Here is a 15,394-nt window from a genome sequence, read left to right on the forward strand (position 1 = left end):
CGCCCGGCCCGGCCGGCCCGGCGCACCGTCAGGCTGCGGCGTCCCCCGGGGGGACCTCCGGAGGAGCCTCCGGGAACGGCTGCTCCGACCAGATCGTCTTGCCCGAGCGGGTGTAGCGGCTGCCCCAGCGACTGGACACCTGGGCGACCAGGAACAGGCCGCGGCCGCCCTCCTCGGTGGCGAGCGCCCGGCGCATCCGGGGCTGGGTGCTGCTCGGGTCGGACACCTCGCAGATCAGCGCGCCCGCCCGGATCAGCCGCAGGCCGACCGGGCCGCCCGCGTACCGGACGGCGTTGGTGACCAGCTCGCTGACCACCAGCTCGGTCGGGAACACCAGCTCGTCCAGGCCCCAGACGGCGAGCTGGCCCCCCACCAGCTGCCGGGCCCGGGAGACCTCCTGCGGGTCGGCCGCCAGCTGCCAGGTCGCGGTGTCCGCCGGCTCCACCGTGCGGGTCCTGGCCAGCAGCAGGGTGACGTCGTCCGGCAGCCGGCCCGGCGTCAGCCCGGCCGTGACGTCCCGGCCGACGTCCTTGAGCGGGCGGCGCAGCACGTCCGCCTTCAGCAGGCGGTCCCGCAGGTCGGCCATGCCCTCGTCCAGGTCGCCGTCGCCGCACTCGACCAGGCCGTCGGTGAAGAGCGCCAGCACGCTGCCGCGCTCCACCTCGAACTCCACCGGCTCGAAGGGCAGGCCGCCCACCCCCAGCGGCGGGCCGGGGCTCAGCTCGACGTACTCGAAGCTGCCGTCCGGGCGGACCACGGCGGGCGGCGGGTGGCCGGCGCTGGCCAGCACGCAGGTGCTGGAGACCGGGTCGTAGACGGCGTAGAGGCAGGTCGCGCCGACCGCCCCGGGGGCGCCGAGCTCGACGTCGTCCCGGACGGACTCCTCGTCCGGTTCGCCGAGCGCCTCGACGGTCAGCTGGGACACCAGGTCGTCGAGGTGGCTCAGCAGCTCCTCCGGGTCGACGTCGAGGTCGGCGAGCGCCCGGACGGCGGTGCGCAGCCGTCCCATCGTGGCGGAGGCCTGGAGGCCGTGGCCGACCACGTCGCCGACCACCAGCGCGACCCGGGCGGAGGAGAGCGGGATGACGTCGAACCAGTCGCCGCCGACCCCGCCGGCGGCCGCGGTGGGCAGGTAGATGCTGTCGGTCTGGGCCGCGACGGTGTCGCTCGCGGCCGGCGGGAGGAGGCTGCGCTGGAGGCTGACGGCGGCCCGGTGCTCGCGGGTGTAGCGGCGGGCGTTGTCGGCGGCCAGGGCCGCACGGCTGGCGATCTCCTGCAGCAGGGACAGGTTCTCCTCGTCGAACGGGGGGCGCTCCGGCCCGCGCCAGACGGTGACCGTCCCGAGGTAGCTGCCCCGGGCCCGCATCGGGGCGCTGATCGGTGGCCGGCCGCCCGGCCCGGGATCGGTCCCGGCGGTGGCGGTGCGGCGCAGCGAGGTGGGGCGCTCGTGCTCGGCGGCGGGCTCGTCGCCGGTGAGCACGGCGGTGGTGATGTCGATCGCGGCGGCGTCGGCCAGGGCCGGCACCAGGACGCCGACCAGGTCCTCGGTGATCCGGGTGACGGACAGCGAGCCGCCGAGGGCGACGGTCGAGGCGTGCAGCACCTCCAGGCGGCGCCGGGCCCGGTCGAAGTCGGTCATGTCGGTGAAGGCGATGGTGACGCCGAGCGGCGGCCCCTGGGGCTCCTGGAGGCGGAAGGCGGTGAACATCATCACCCGGCCGTCGCCGAAGTCGTCGAGGGTCCGCACCCGGGTCTCCATGCCGAAGCGCGGCACCCCGGTGTCCAGCACCTCCCGCAGGTGGGTGTTGATCGAGTGCGCGTCCTCGGGCTGGAGGAGGTCCTCCATCCGGAACCCGGTCAGGTCCTCCGGGATGCCGGTGTAGGGCAGCAGGTGGGAGTTGGTGCGCAGCAGGCGCAGGTTCTCGTCGAAGACGGCCAGGCCGATCCGGTCCTGGAGGAACAGCTCCTGGGTGAAGGCGTGGTCCTGCCGCCACTTGGAGACCAGCGCGGTCGGCGCGCCGAGGACCAGCAGGCGGCCGCCCTCGGCGCGCCGCCCGCCCGCCGGGGCCGGGCCGTCCGCCCGGCCGGCGCCGTCGTCCAGCGGCATCACCCGGAAGTCGACCTCCAGCTCGCCGTCCGTGCCGTGCCGGAGCAGCACCCGCCCGACCCAGGACGGCCCGTCGTCGCGCTGCGCGAGCACGGCGGACCACTGCGCCGGGTCGGACAGCAGCTCGCGGACGGGCCGGCCGCACACCTCGGGGGCGGCGAGCCCGAGCATCCGCTCGGCCTCCGCGGACCAGCCCAGCACCGTGCCGTCCGCCGCGTCGACCAGGACACCGGCGGTGCTCTCGGTGGCGAAAGGCGACTGGTAGCCGTCCGAGCCGCGCATATGTTCACCCCTCACTCCGCACCGGATACCCCCATCATCCGATGCTTCGCGGCTGTCAGCACGGTGTGACCGGGACGGTGCCGCCCGCCACGGTGCGTGCCCGGCCCGGGGCCGGAGCCGGGCACGCACCCGGGAGGCGCACGGCCCGCCTCCCGGGGACCGCCGCCGCTCAGCCCGTCGGCACGCCCTCCCGGACGGCGGGGCGGGCCGCCCCGGCGCCGCCGCGCCGGCCGCGCCCGGCGTCCTGGCCGAGGGCCGGTTCGCGCTCCCGGAGCGGGTGGGCCCGGCGGACCCGCACGGGGCGGGTGAGCCGCTGGTGCGCGCCGGTGGCCAGCATCCGGGCCTCGCCCCGGTCGCTTATCTCGGCGCAGACGATGCCGGTGGCGTCCAGGTAGACGGGGTGCCCGCCCGGGCCGGTGAGGGCGCTGCGGCGGACCACCACCACATCCGGCGCGTCGCCGGGGGCGGGCGCGGCGAAGACGAGTTCGAAGCCGTCGTGGTCGTACCGGTCGTTGCTCAAGTGTTCTCCCTGGGGGCTGGGCCGGTCGGAACGGCGGGCCCCTCCGCCGCCGGGCGGGGGCCTCTGCCGCGGCCCCGCCTACCCCGGATCACCGCGGCCATGCCCCCGACCGGCGGAAATCCCCCGCCCGGCCCCACGCGGGCCGGGCCGGCCCCCGGGGTGCCGACCGGGTCACGGCCCGACGACGCGTTCGACCGCGGCCGTGACGAGCCGCTCGCGCTCGGCCTCCGAGAACACCCCGGGCAGGGTGAGCTGCTCGACGATGAGCCAGTTGAACGCCAGGTACAGCAGCCGGACGGCGGTGGCGTCGCCGGGCAGGCCGGACTCCTCGTGGTAGGCCACGTTGGCGTCCACGTCCGCCCGGACCCGCTCGGTCAGCACCGCGCGCAGGCCGGGGCGCCGGGTGGCTTCGAGGCGCAGTTCCAGCAGCGCCAGGTAGCCGGTCCGGAAGGCGCTGATCCGGCCGACCGTCTCGCGCATCAGCAGCGCGTACGTCTCCCGGTCCGCCCCGGCCGCCCGCTGCCGCGCGATGGTCTCCTCGTCCGGCTGGAGCCGCTCGTAGACCCGGGCCCCGGCCTGGGTGAGCAGGTCGTCGCGGTTGGCGAAGTAGTTGGAGGCGGTGCCGGCGGGCACCCCGGCCTCCGCGTCCACCGCCCGGAAGGTCAGCCCCCGGGCGCCCTCCTCTGCCAGCACCTCGATCGCGGCGTCGACGAGGGCGGCCCTGCGCTCGGCGTTCCTGCGCGCCATTGACACCACTCCATTCGTAGTACTACGGTCAAACCACTTCAGGCAGAGTACTACACATGGAGTCATCTGAATGCGAAAGCTCGTCTACTACGTCGCCGTCACCCTCGACGGCCGCATCGCCGGCCCCGGCGGCGAGTACGACTTCTTCCCGCTCGGCGACGAGCAGCAGGCCGCCGCCTACGCCGAGTGGACCGACGCCCGCTACCCGGAGACGGTGCCCGGCTTCCTGCGCGCCGCGAAGGGCCTGGCGGACACCCCCAACCAGCGCTTCGACACCGTCCTGATGGGGCTCGGCAGCTACCGCCCCGGCCTGGACGCCGGCTTCCCCAGCCCGTACCCCCACCTGCGGCAGTACGTCGTGTCGAGCACGCTCGCACCCGACACCGACCCGGCGGTCACCGTGGTCGGCGCCGACCCGCTCGCCCTGGTCCGCGACCTCAAGCGGGAGGAGGGACAGGACATCTGGCTCTGCGGCGGCGGTGTGCTCGCCGGGGCGCTGCTGCCCGAGATCGACGAGCTGATCATCAAGAGCTACCCCGTGGTGGCGGGATCCGGGATCCCGGTCCTCCAGGGGGGCTTCAGTCCCACGCTCTTCGAGGTCACCGACCGCGTCTCGTTCGACAACGGCGTCGCCGTGACGTGGTTCGCCCGCCGGTGAGGGGGCCGGCCGGCCGGGCCCGTCACCGGCCGGTGGGGGCGGCGGGCCACCCCCCCACCACCGTGACGGGCGCTACCGGCCGTCGGCCCGGCCCGCCCGGGACCGGGGACGTCCGGCCGGCGGCCCCTCGGGCGCACCGGCCTGCGGGCCGACGTGCGGGCGGGCGTGCGGGCGGGCGGGGAGATCACCGGAGCGGGCCGCCCCGCCGCTCGGACCGGGGCCGTCACCGGCCTCCCCGGCCTCCCCGGCCTGGTCGTCCGCGCGCCCCGCGGCGGTGGCCAGGTTCACCCTCGGCAGGGCGTACGGGTGCTGCTCGCGCAGGTAGCCGATCAGCTCCTCGCGGGCCCAGCAGCGCAGTTCGAAGGCGTCCTCGCCGTTGCGCGCCGTCATCAGCAGCCTGACCACCACGGTCGTCGCGGTGGTGTCGACCACCTGGAGCGCCCAGCCCTCGCCGTCCCAGCGCTCGTTGCCGGCCAGCCTGCGCGCGAACTCCGCCCGCAGCTCGGCGACCGGCGCGCTGTGGTCCAGGTGGAGAACGGCCGTGCCGGTGATCCCGGAGCCGCCGCGGGACCAGTTCTCGAAGGGCTTGCCGGCGAAGTAGGAGACCGGCATCACGATCCGCCGCTGGTCCCAGGTGGCGATCACCACGGAGGTCAGGGTGATCTCCTCGACCGTCCCCCACTCCCCCGCGACGACCACCACGTCCCCGATCCGGACCATGTCCCCGAAGGCCAGCTGGATCCCCGCGAAGAGGTTCGCCAGCGTGCTCTGGGCCGCGACGCCGACCACCAGGCCCACCAGGCCCGCCGAGGCCAGCAGGCTGGTGCCGACCGCCCGGACGGCGGGGAAGGTCATCAGGACGGCGGCCAGGGTGACCACCGCGATGCCCGCGTCGCAGATCCGGCCCATCAGCCCGGCCTGGGTCCTGACCCGGCGGATCCGGGCCGGGTCGCGCCGGTCGGTGGCGTAGCTGCGCAGGCCGGTGTCGATCAGCAGCGAGACGACCCGGGCCGTCAGCCAGCCGCAGGTCACCAGGACGGCCAGCAGGAGGGCGTGCCGCACCACCGGGCGCAGGCCGTCCGCCAGCCGCATCGCGGGCTCGCCGGTGAGCAGCAGGACGGCGACCGCCGCCGCCAGGAAGGGCATCCGGCAGCGGCGCAGCAACGACAGCAGGACGGAGCCCGGGCGTCTGACGGCGAACCGCCCGAGGGCCCGGTCCATCAGCCGGTCGAGCCCCAGGACCAGCACCAGGACCATGACCACCACGGCCAGCGGGCGCACAACACTCCAGATCTGCACGGGTCGGTCTCCTCCGGTCCCCTCGTCACAGCCGCCAGGCCCCGGGGAGGGGACCCGGGGCCTGGGCGATCGGCCGCTGCTCGGTGACGCGGCCGCACACCCCGCGTCTGCCCCTGTCCCCGCCGGTAAACCTCGGACGGCGCGGCGGCCGGCCCGCGTCAGCGCCCCGCGGGCACCCCGAGCAGGTCGAGGATCAGCTGCGCGACCCGGGCCGGCTGCTCGGTGACCAGCATGTGGCCGGAGTCCGGCACGGTGATCAGCCGGATGTTCGGGCCGGCCTCCAGCGCCCGCCGCTCGTCGTCGGTGAGCCCGATCTCCGTGCGGTCCCCCCGGACGATCCAGGCCCGGGCCCCGGACTCGCGCAGCCGGGCCGCCAGCGAGCCCTGCCGGTCCAGGTACGCGAAGTACTCCCGGACCAGGCGGCGGCAGACCCCGGGGGCGTTGTTGCGCAGGTCCGCGGAGAGGGCCGCGCGCCGCCCGGGCGGGAAGCTGTCCTCCATCGTCCGGGGCACCAGCCTGAGCATCACCGCCCAGGCCAGGGTGCCGAGGCCGGGCACCCGGCCGATCCGGTCGAGCTGCGCCAGGTCCTGGGCCTCGTCCTCGCGGGAGAAGCTCGGATCCAGCAGCAGCACCGGACCGCCGAACCCGCCGGTGATCGCCAGCTCCATCGCGACGTTCGCCCCGAGGCTGTGGCCGGCCACCAGGTCGCAGCCGAGGCCGGCGGCCAGGCCGCCCACCAGCCGGGCGTAGTTCTCGACCGAGAGGTCCTCGGGGGTGGCGGTCCGCCCGAACCCGGGCAGGGTCACGGCCAGCACGGCGACGCCCGCCTCGGCCAGCGCCGGCTGGGACGTCACGTCCTCCAGGAACGCCGTCGTGCAGAGCGCGCCCGGCAGCAGCAGCACCCGGTGGGCGGCGCCGGCCGGGCCGGACCGGTGGATGTCCCAGCCGTCGAACTCGCTCCTCGCGCCCATCCGCCAGCCTTTCGTCCCGGTGCCGGGCCCGCCCGCGGTCCTGCGGCGCGGTCCTGGTCGGAAGTCAACCCAGACCGGTCCGGATCCGCATCCGGGAGGGGCCGGACGGGCCTGGCCCGGGAGTCCCGGCGGCCCGGCCCGCCCCGCCGGGTCCGGCGGATCCGTTACGGGCCCGCGCCGCCCGGGTAGGCGCCTTGGTGAGAGCCGCGGACCGGCCCGCGGACCGGCCGGCGGCCGCAGGAACCAGGAGGGACCCGCGATGAGCACGCACGCCCCCTCGGGCCCGGACGCCGGGCCCTTCCCCGCCTCCGGCCCGCAGCCGCGCCCGGACCTGCCGGACCCGCTCCCGCCGCCCGTCCCGCCGAGTCCCGACCCCGACCCGGCGCCGCCGCCCACCCCGTAGCCCGGGGTGGCCCGGGCGCAGCGGCCGGGCAGCCGGGCAGCCGAAACACCTGTACACGAATAACCGGCCGGCGCGGCGGCGCATGGAACGGGGGAAGCCGGGCAGGCGCCTCCCCGGGCAGGTGGGCCGGCTCGGCCGCCGCCCGTCGAGAGGAGAACGCCATGGGTATCAAGGACAAGGCCGACAACCTCGCCGAGAAGGCCGGCGGCAAGGCGAAGGAGACCGTCGGGAAGGCCACCAGCGACCGCGGTCTGGAGGCCGAGGGCAAGGGAACCCAGGCCAAGAGCGACCTCAAGCAGGCGTTCGAGAAGATCAAGGACGCCGGCAAGCACTGAACCGGGAGCGCCGACGGGCGCCGGCCGGCCACCGCGGGGACGGTGACCGGGGCCGGCGCCCGTCCTCGTGGTGCGGCCCGTCCTCGCGGTGCGCCGGGTCCGTCCTCGGCCGGCGGGTCAGCGCTCCTCGCGGCGCCCCCGGCGCGCCGTCGTGCGGTCCTTGGCCGAGCGGACGGCGGCGGACAGCGTGGCGATGTCGTACGCACCGTGGTGCCGCCGCCCGTTGATGAAGAAGGTGGGCGTCCCCGAGACGCCGCTCAGGTCGGCCGACTCGACGTCCCGGGCGACCCGCTCGGCGCCGCGGCCGGCCCGCAGCGCGTCGCGGAAGCGCTCCACGTCCAGGCCCAGCTCGTCGGCGTAGCGCAGCAGGTCCCTCGGCTTCAGGGCGTCCTGCCGTTCGAGCAGGAGGTCCCGGACGGCCCAGAAGGCGCCCTGTTCGGCGGCCGCCTCGGCCGCCACCGCGGCCAGCTGGGCGTGCGGGTGGACGTCGGTGAGCGGCAGGTGGCGCCAGACGTAGCGGACGTCGCCGAAGTCGGCCAGCAGGTCGCGGACCACCGGCTCCGCCTGGCCGCAGTACGGGCACTCGAAGTCCCCGTACTCGACCACGGTGACCGGGGCGTCGAAGGGGCCGCGCACGTGGTCCTGGGCCGGGTCGACCGGGGTGGCCAGGTCGACGATGCCCTCGGCGGTGCCCAGCAGGGCACGGGCCCGCAGCGGCTGCGGGAGCCGGCCGAGCACCCAGGAGATCAGCCAGGTCGCGGTGAAGGCGCAGAGCACGGCGGCCAGCACCCCGGCCTTGGCCTCGTCCAGCTGCTCGCCCTCGAAGGCCAGGGTGGCGATCAGCAGCGAGACGGTGAAGCCGACGCCGGCGATGGTGCCGCCGGCCGCGACCGAGCCCCAGCCGATCGGCGGGCGGGTGCGGCCGCCGCTCATCCGGGTGGTCAGCCAGGAGACCCCGACGATGCCGAGCGGCTTGCCGAGCAGGTAGCCCAGCAGGATGCCCAGGGTGACGGGCGAGGTGGCGGCCCGCCCCAGCAGGTCGCTGTCCAGGGTGATGCCGGCGTTGGCGAGGGCGAACAGCGGGACGATCACGTAGCTGCTCCACGGGTGGATGGCCCGCTGCAACCGCTCGTTCGGCGAGATCGCCGAGGCGATCCCCCGGCGGGCGGAGCGCTCCAGCTCGGGGGTCGGCTGCTCGCGGAAGGACCGGAAGAGGCCGCTGGCGCGCTCCAGGTCGTCCCGGGTGGCCGGGTACGCCAGGGTCAGCAGGCCCAGCAGCAGTCCGATCACGACCGGGTCCACCCCGGACTTCAGCAGTGCCACCCAGGCCACCACGCCGAGCACCGCGTAGGCGGCGCCGCTGCGCAGGCCCTGGGCCCGCAGCAGCAGGACGAGCACCAGCACCCCGCCCGCGACCAGCAGGGCCGGCAGGACGATCCGGTCGCTGTAGAAGACCGCGATGACGCCCAGCGCCACGAAGTCGTCCACCACGGCCACGGTGAGGATGAAGGTCCGCAGGCGCCCGGGGAGCCGGTTGCCCAGCAGGGCGAGCATGCCGAGCGCGAAGGCCGTGTCGGTGGACATCGCCGCACCCCAGCCGTGGGTGGACGGGTGCCCGGCGTTGACCGCCAGGTAGATCGCCACCGGGGCGACCATGCCGCTGAGGCCGGCGAGCAGCGGCAGGGTGAGGTGCCGGCGCTCGCGGAGTTCGCCCATGTCGAACTCGCGGCGTGCCTCCAGCCCGACCACGAAGAAGAACAGCGTCATCAGGCCGCTGTTGACCCACTCCCGCAGGTCCAGCGCGACGCCGCGGCCGCCGAGGTCGACCGCCAGGTGGGTCTCCCAGAACGCCCGGTAGGACCCGGGGGCGGCGTTCGCCCAGATCAGCGCGGCGATCGTGGCCACCAGCAGGACGGCCGCGCTGCCGGCCTCGGTCCGCATGAACTCCCATCGGGCCGTACGCGCTTCGCCCTCGCTCTCGCCGATGCTCTGGCCGGAGAGGGAGTGGTCGTCCGTGGGTGCCATGCCGTGTGTTTCTCCATGCGTCGGTGCGGGCCGCCGGGTCCGGGCCCGTACCCCGTCCGGCGAGCGTGAGCCGGGCCACCCTACCCAGAGCGGCAGGTGAACCGCCCGACCGCCCGCCGCCGCGCGCGCCGGGGGGGGCGGGGCACGCGGCACCGGGGCGGGCTACCGCGGACCGTGCGGCCCGCCCGCGCCCGTACCCCGGCCGGTGCGCGCGGCGGCCCGCGTCCGGGTGCGGGTGGGCGTCCTGGTGCGGGTGGGCATCCGGGTGCGGGCGCGGGTGCGGGTCCGGGTGCCCGACGGAACAGCAGGCGTCCACCGCCGGGCGGCGGCCCTCAGGACGCGCCCGCCCCCACCCGGCGGACGCCGGCCCCCGCCGCCGACCGGGCCGGGGCGGGCCCGGCCGAGGCGGGGCTGACCCCGTGGGCCCGCCAGATCCGGCTGATCGTCGAGGCGGAGAGGCCCGCCTGGGCCGCCATCAGGTGTTTGGTCCAGCGCGGGGCGTCCGGCGGGGTGTCGTGCAGGGTCCTGGCCAGGACGTCGGCGACCTGCGCGTCCGTCACACTGCGCGGGCGGCCCCGGCCGCGCCTGGGCAGCAGTCCCTCCACCCGCTTCTCCAGGAAGCGCCCGTGCCACTCCTCCACCGCCGCCTTCGAGGACCGCACCCGGCGCGCTATCGCGCCGGCGGCCACCGGTGCGCCGCCGGCCGCCGCGTCGTCGCAGGCCAGCACGATCCTGGCGCGCTGGGCCAGCGACTCGCTCCGGGCCCCGGGCTGCAGCCAGGCCAGCAGCGCCGCCCGCTCCTGGCCGGTGAGGCGCAGCGGTGCGAGCGCGTCGGCGGCGCGGACCGGCGCCGCCGGCCGGGGGCGGACCTGCTGCGGGTCCAGCGGCGAGGTGCAGTACTCCAGCTCGGCGTGCGCGGCCACCACCCGGAAGTCCGTGATCGCCAGCGGGCGCCCGATGTGGTCGTGGACCACCCGGCGGACGGCGAGGTGCGGCACGTCGCCGTCGCTCGGCAGGACGTTGATCCGGTCGTAGCGGGTCGGCCGGAGTCCGGCGCCGAGCATCCAGCCGTAGAGGCCGGTCAGGTCGCTCTCCTGGCCGGTGCCGGCGGCGCGTTCGAGCTCCGGCAGTTCGGCGATCAGCTCGGGCGCGAAGTGGGAGCGGGAGTCCTGGAGCAACTGGCCGGCCGCGTCGTGCACGCGCTGCTGGTGCGCGAGCACCGGTTCGTCCGGCGGGATGCCGAGCACGGCGGCGACGTCGCCCGCCGGGGTGGCGAAGTGGGTGCGGAAGACCGTCACCACGTCCTCGTGCGGGACGACCATCGAGCCCGGGAAGGTCATCCCCGGGGGGTTCGGCGAGTCGTCCGCGCCGGCCCTGGCGTAGGTCCCGGTGGGATGGCTCTCCACCAGTCCCTGGTCGCGCAGTTCGCGCAGCGCGGCACGGACGGTCTGGCGGTTGACGCTCCAGGTGGCCGCGAGGGTCCGCTCGGCCGGCAACCGGGTGCCGGCCGGGATCCGGCCGCTGTGGATGTCGGCCCGTAGCTGCTGGGCGATGACCTGGTAACGGTTCTTGCCGGACGTGCCGTCGAGTTCGGATGTTTCGAGCATGGCAGAGCGCCTCCCCACCGGTGGCTTCTACGCAGTGCGAGCACTTCGCTGCGCTCCGTCAGCATAGAGCATTGGTCTGGACCAATTGCATGTTCCGTCAAAGCGTCATATGCCGCTGCCGCGCCGGGAGTGGGCCTCCCGGCCCGGGGCCACTGTAGCGTTTTGCATCGTGAAACGACCCCGGTCGGAGCGTCCGGGACAGGACGAACACGGACGGCCCGCCACCGGCCACCCGGCACCCACCCAACCCCCACCCGGCCGCCACCCGGCCCTCACTTCCGACCCCGCCCCAGGGCCCCGCCCGGCCACCGCGCAACCTTCGGTACGGCCCTCGCCTCAGCCCTCGCCGCGGGCGAACCGCCGGAGCCGGCCCAGCCGGGTGAAGCGCTCGCGGTTCGCGACCGAGGCCCGGTCGAGCTCCTCCATCAGGCGCCGGCCGCGGTGCTCCAGGTCCAGTTCGTCCAGGATGCGATCGATCTCGGCCAGCAGCGAGCCGTGCAACTGCCAGGCCTCCGGGTGCTCCTGGACCCGCCGCAGCAGCATCTGCGCGACCCGCTCGCGACTGGCCCAGGCCGCCGACAGTTCGGCCGCCAGCCGCTCCTCGGCCTCCTCGGCGTTGCTGCTCACCTGGGTCGACACCAGCACCGCGAAGCTCACCAGCGCCCCGCCGATGTGGGTGAGCAACTCCTCCAGGGCCAGCGCCACATCCGGCGGGAACAACCGCTCGTCCTCCCCCCGGCGCTTCGCCAGGTCGGTCAGCGAGCGGGCCAGCACCCGCACCACGACCACGCAGATCTCCAGGGTGTCCAGCCCCGTCCGGAGCACCAGCCGGGAGAGCAGGCCCTCGGAGATCCTCGGGTTGAGCCGCAGGCTGTCCTCCGCCTGCCGCAGGGCCGCGTCCACGTCGGCGATGGCCTGGTCGAGCCGGCGGGCCTCGTGCAGCCGGGCCGCGGCCCGCTCGACCGGCGTCGGGCCGCCCAACTCCTCGGCGATCCGCAGCAGCAGGTGGCGGGCCCGGCGGGCCAGGTCCTCGATCGACTCGCCGGCCGTGTCCACCCAGACCGGCGGGGCGAACACCAGGTTGAAGAGCAGTCCCACCCCGGCGCCGATCAGGGTCTCCAGCACCCGGTCCCAGGCCTGGGTGGCGAGCCGGGTCACGCCCAGCACCAGCATGGCGCTGATCGCCACCTCGTTGACGAACTCGTCGACCCGGACGAACTGCCCGATCGTCAGCGAGGCCAGGATGATCAGGCCCAGGCTCCACCAGGACAGGCCCATCACGGAGCTGAACCCGATCGCGATCAGGACCCCGACCACCACCGAGTTCACCCGCCGGATGCTGGTGGTCAGCGTGGAGTAGAGGGTGACCTGGACGACCAGCAGGGCGGTCAGCGGCGCGGTCAGCGGCGCCGGCTCGCTGCTCAGCTGCAGCGCGACGGCGTAGGAGAGCGTCGCCGCCACCGTCGCACGGACCGTCAGGACCACCACCGGGTCCTTGAGCCGCCTACGCAGGTACGCCGTCACCGAAACGCTGTCACCGAACATCCCCTCCTTCTTCCCGCCCGGCCACCGCCGCACCGGCACGGCCGGATTCCTCACCAGGATGCTCACAAAGACACCGGCCGCCCGCCACGTCCGGCCCCGCCGAGAACGACCTGACAGGCCCGGCGGCCGCCCGCCACCTTCGGCGACGAGTTGGTGCGGCCCGGAGCGCGGTCGGGCCCGGGTCCCTGGGGCTGCCCGCAGGGGGGACACCGACCACCGGGACACGGTTCCGGCCCTCTTCGGCGGTGGCTGCCGGGGGCGTGCAGGGCCGGGAGCGTGCCGGGGGCCGCGCCCGCGGCCCGGGCCGCCGAAGTCGCGCGGCCCCCGCCGACCGGCAACGATGGGTGCATGGACAGGCCTGCGGGCCCGGCCGTCCGGCCGCGCCGCGGGACGCGCCCCGGAGGCGGGTGACAGCAACGATGGAGAACGCCGACGGCGCTCGGTCGAGGCAGGCGTCACAGGAGCGGAGCTCACGGGACGAGGCGCCACCACGACCGGCGCCGGAGCAGCCGTCGCCCGAGCAGCCGGCCCGGCAGCCGGCCCGCGAGCAGTCCTCGCCGCCTCGCTCCGCGAAGCAGCAGACCGCTCAGCAGCAGGCCTCGCAGAAGCAGCAGGCCTCGCAAGAGCAGCAGACCTCCCAGGAGCAGCAGGCCTCCCAGCAGCGACCGGCCTCACAGAAGCAGGCCGGGCAACAGCCCAAGCAGCAGAAGCAGCCGTCCGAGAAGAAGGCCGGCGCCCCGCCGGAGGCCGCCCCGACCGGGGCCGGCCGGCTGCGCGGACGGGCCGTGGCGCTGGTGACCCGGCTCCCGTTCACCTGCGGGGTCTGCGTGGCCGTCCTGCTGGTCGCGCTCGCCAGCGGCACGCTGTGGTCCTCCGCCGAGGACAAGTCCTGGTACCCGCAGGTGGCGTACGGCACCCCCTCGCTCACCGCGGGCCGCCTGTGGACCTTCGTCACGGGTGCGTTCTTCGCCTCCGACCCCGTGGTCTACCTGCTGGTCGTCATCGGGCTGGCCCTGCTGGTCGGTTACACGGAGTGGCGGCTCGGCACCGCCCGCGCGGCGCTGGTCTGCTGCGCCGGGCAGCTGGCCGCCACGCTCGGCTGCGCCGCCCTGCTGCTGGCGCTGCGCCAGAGCGGCTGGGACTGGGCCGAGGCCCTGTCGCACGACCTGGACACCGGCTTCTCGGCCGGCGCGCTGGCGGCCGCCGCGGCGGCCACGGCGGCCATGCGGGCACCGTGGCGCAGCAGATTGCGGGCCGCCCTGATCGCGTTCGCGGTGATCTGGCTGCTGTACTCCGGCACGGTGAGCGACGTCGAGCACTTCCTGGCGGTGGTGCTGGGCCTCGCCGTCGGGCGGCGGCTGGCCGGGGACCGGGCGGCCGGCACCGGCCCGCCGAGCCGGCGGGAGTGGCGGCTGGGGGCGGTGACCGGCCTGGTGATCGTGGCGGTCACCCAGATCGTGGTCTGGCTGGCGCCCGGCTACGGCCCGCTGGGCGACACCCACGGCCTCTCGGACTCGCACCTGGGCCTGGCCGTCAGCCTGGTGGTGATCGCGCTGCTGGTGAACGGGCTGCGCCGGGGCAGCCGGCTGGCCTGGCGCTGGACGGTGGGGTTCGCCGTCCTCAACGTGCTGGTCGGCCTGCTGGCCGCCGTGGTGCTGGTGCTCTCGGTGACCACCGACGCGGACGTGGAGGTGACCGGTCTGCCGGTGCTGCTGCCGCAGGCGGTGGTCTGGACGATGGAGCTGGTGCTGCTGATCGGCGCCCGGGACGCGTTCCGCGCGCCCTCGCGGCGCAAGCGGCGCAAGGCGGCCGCCAAGGGCGGCCTGGACCGCGCGGGGGCCACCGAGCTGCTGAAGCGGTACGGCGGCAGCAACCTGTCCTGGATGACCACCTGGCGGGACAACTCCTACCTGTCGGCCGCGGACGGGCGGGCGTACGTGGCCTACCGCACGCACGCCCGGGTGGCCGTCGCGCTGGGGGACCCGGTCGGGCGCCCGGAGGACCGGGACCGGGCGCTGACGGAGTTCGCGGGCATGTGCGACGCGTCCGGGGTGGTGCCGTGCCTGTTCTCGGCCTCCGAGCGCACCGCGCTGGCCGCCGAGGGGATGGGCTGGCAGCACGTGCAGGTGGCCGAGGACACCGTGATCGAGCTGGAGGGGCTGGAGTTCCGCGGCAAGTCCTGGCAGGACGTCCGGACGGCGCTGAACCGGGCCAAGAAGGAGGGCATGGAGTACCGGCTCGGCGCGCTGGCCGACGAACCCGCCAAGGTGGTGGCGCAGGTGCGGGCCATCTCCGAGGAGTGGGTCAGCGACATGGGCCTGCCCGAGATGGGCTTCACCCTCGGCGGGGTGGAGGAGGCGCTGGACCGGGACGTCCGGGTGGGCCTGGCGATCGACCCGGACGGGCAGGTGCACGGGGTCACCTCGTGGATGCCGGTGTACGGCGAGGGCGGCACGCCGGTCGGCTGGACGCTGGACGTGATGCGCCGGCGCAAGCAGGGGGCGTTCCGCCCGGTGGTGGAGTTCCTCATCGCGTCCACCTGCCTGGCCGTGCGGGAGGACGGCGCGACCTTCCTGTCGCTGTCGGGAGCCCCGCTGGCGCGCGGGGCGAGCACCGCGGACAGCCCGCTGGAGCGGTTCCTGGACCAGCTCGGGGCGGCGCTGGAGCCGTACTACGGGTTCCGTTCGCTGCACTCCTTCAAGGCCAAGTTCCAGCCCGTCCACGAGCCCATGCACCTGGTCTACCGGGACGAGGCGGACCTGCCCCGGATCGGCGTGGCGCTGACCCGGGCATACATGCCGCAGGCCGGGCTGCGGGACTTCGGCCGGATGCTGGTGCCCGCCGGGGAGCACTGACCGTCCACCGCCCGGGCCACCGCCGCACCTGGGCGGCGGT

Annotated in this window: 12 protein-coding genes; 4 read left to right on the plus strand and 8 right to left on the minus strand. The window is 75.6% G+C overall.

Translation table 11 applies throughout. The features are described from left to right. Positions 1–28 precede the first annotated feature (28 nt). From IE329_RS21835 to IE329_RS21845, 3 genes are all read right to left on the minus strand, one after another. The gene (locus tag IE329_RS21835) at positions 29–2,404 is read right to left on the minus strand and encodes a SpoIIE family protein phosphatase (protein WP_308438390.1); all 2,376 of its coding nucleotides are present in this window, start codon (positions 2,402–2,404) and stop codon (positions 29–31) included. Positions 2,405–2,558: 154 nt separating this feature from the next. Beyond that, positions 2,559–2,909: a DUF6296 family protein gene (locus tag IE329_RS21840; protein ID WP_308438391.1), complete on the minus strand. Its 351-nt coding sequence runs from the start codon at positions 2,907–2,909 to the stop codon at positions 2,559–2,561. Positions 2,910–3,080: 171 nt separating this feature from the next. Beyond that, a complete protein-coding gene (locus IE329_RS21845) occupies positions 3,081–3,656 on the minus strand; it encodes a TetR/AcrR family transcriptional regulator (protein ID WP_190212640.1) in 576 nt (191 codons plus the stop codon). A 70-nt stretch (positions 3,657–3,726) separates the two neighbouring features. Here IE329_RS21845 and IE329_RS21850 point away from each other — a divergent pair, with 70 nt between their 5' ends. Next, positions 3,727–4,314 (plus strand): dihydrofolate reductase family protein, encoded by a 588-nt coding sequence (locus IE329_RS21850; protein ID WP_190212641.1) that lies wholly within the window; start codon positions 3,727–3,729, stop codon positions 4,312–4,314. 72 nt (positions 4,315–4,386) lie between these two features. Here IE329_RS21850 and IE329_RS21855 read toward each other — a convergent pair whose 3' ends face one another. After that, positions 4,387–5,613, minus strand: a complete 1,227-nt coding sequence (locus tag IE329_RS21855; RefSeq protein ID WP_229927644.1) for a mechanosensitive ion channel family protein — start codon at positions 5,611–5,613, stop codon at positions 4,387–4,389. Between the two features lie 158 nt (positions 5,614–5,771). Next, positions 5,772–6,584 (minus strand): alpha/beta fold hydrolase, encoded by an 813-nt coding sequence (locus tag IE329_RS21860; protein WP_190212642.1) that lies wholly within the window; start codon positions 6,582–6,584, stop codon positions 5,772–5,774. Between the two features lie 259 nt (positions 6,585–6,843). Here IE329_RS21860 and IE329_RS21865 point away from each other — a divergent pair, with 259 nt between their 5' ends. Further along, complete coding sequence (locus tag IE329_RS21865) at positions 6,844–6,987, plus strand: hypothetical protein (protein WP_190212643.1); 144 nt, start codon at positions 6,844–6,846, stop codon at positions 6,985–6,987. Between the two features lie 161 nt (positions 6,988–7,148). Further along, positions 7,149–7,322, plus strand: coding sequence for a CsbD family protein (locus IE329_RS21870; RefSeq protein ID WP_190212644.1), 174 nt, complete (start codon positions 7,149–7,151; stop codon positions 7,320–7,322). Positions 7,323–7,439: 117 nt separating this feature from the next. On the opposite strand, the gene nhaA is transcribed toward IE329_RS21870, so the two are convergent. The 3 genes from nhaA to IE329_RS21885 form a co-directional block, all read right to left on the minus strand. Beyond that, the gene (nhaA, locus tag IE329_RS21875) at positions 7,440–9,347 is read right to left on the minus strand and encodes a Na+/H+ antiporter NhaA (protein WP_190212645.1); all 1,908 of its coding nucleotides are present in this window, start codon (positions 9,345–9,347) and stop codon (positions 7,440–7,442) included. 332 nt (positions 9,348–9,679) lie between these two features. Beyond that, positions 9,680–10,954 carry a GntR family transcriptional regulator gene (locus IE329_RS21880; RefSeq protein WP_190212646.1) on the minus strand — a complete coding sequence of 425 codons (1,275 nt, stop codon included), beginning with the start codon at positions 10,952–10,954 and terminating at the stop codon, positions 9,680–9,682. Positions 10,955–11,290: 336 nt separating this feature from the next. Continuing rightward, positions 11,291–12,499 (minus strand): FUSC family protein, encoded by a 1,209-nt coding sequence (locus IE329_RS21885; RefSeq protein ID WP_190212647.1) that lies wholly within the window; start codon positions 12,497–12,499, stop codon positions 11,291–11,293. Between the two features lie 407 nt (positions 12,500–12,906). Here IE329_RS21885 and IE329_RS21890 point away from each other — a divergent pair, with 407 nt between their 5' ends. Then, positions 12,907–15,354 carry a bifunctional lysylphosphatidylglycerol flippase/synthetase MprF gene (locus IE329_RS21890; RefSeq protein ID WP_229927645.1) on the plus strand — a complete coding sequence of 816 codons (2,448 nt, stop codon included), beginning with the start codon at positions 12,907–12,909 and terminating at the stop codon, positions 15,352–15,354. Positions 15,355–15,394: the final 40 nt, after the last annotated feature.

Source organism: Kitasatospora indigofera (genome assembly GCF_014655955.1).
In the GTDB taxonomy this organism is placed as follows: domain Bacteria; phylum Actinomycetota; class Actinomycetes; order Streptomycetales; family Streptomycetaceae; genus Kitasatospora; species Kitasatospora indigofera.

Bases quoted from the DNA above. Each gene is read 5' to 3' on its own strand.
- IE329_RS21845 (WP_190212640.1), bottom strand. From the start codon at position 3,656: ATGGCGCGCAGGAACGCCGAGCGCAGGGCCGCCCTCGTCGACGCCGCG.
- IE329_RS21850 (WP_190212641.1), top strand. From the start codon at position 3,727: ATGCGAAAGCTCGTCTACTACGTCGCCGTCACCCTCGACGGCCGCATC.
- IE329_RS21860 (WP_190212642.1), bottom strand. From the start codon at position 6,584: ATGGGCGCGAGGAGCGAGTTCGACGGCTGGGACATCCACCGGTCCGGC.
- IE329_RS21865 (WP_190212643.1), top strand. From the start codon at position 6,844: ATGAGCACGCACGCCCCCTCGGGCCCGGACGCCGGGCCCTTCCCCGCC.
- IE329_RS21870 (WP_190212644.1), top strand. From the start codon at position 7,149: ATGGGTATCAAGGACAAGGCCGACAACCTCGCCGAGAAGGCCGGCGGC.
- nhaA (WP_190212645.1), bottom strand. From the start codon at position 9,347: ATGGCACCCACGGACGACCACTCCCTCTCCGGCCAGAGCATCGGCGAG.
- IE329_RS21880 (WP_190212646.1), bottom strand. From the start codon at position 10,954: ATGCTCGAAACATCCGAACTCGACGGCACGTCCGGCAAGAACCGTTAC.
- IE329_RS21885 (WP_190212647.1), bottom strand. From the start codon at position 12,499: ATGTTCGGTGACAGCGTTTCGGTGACGGCGTACCTGCGTAGGCGGCTC.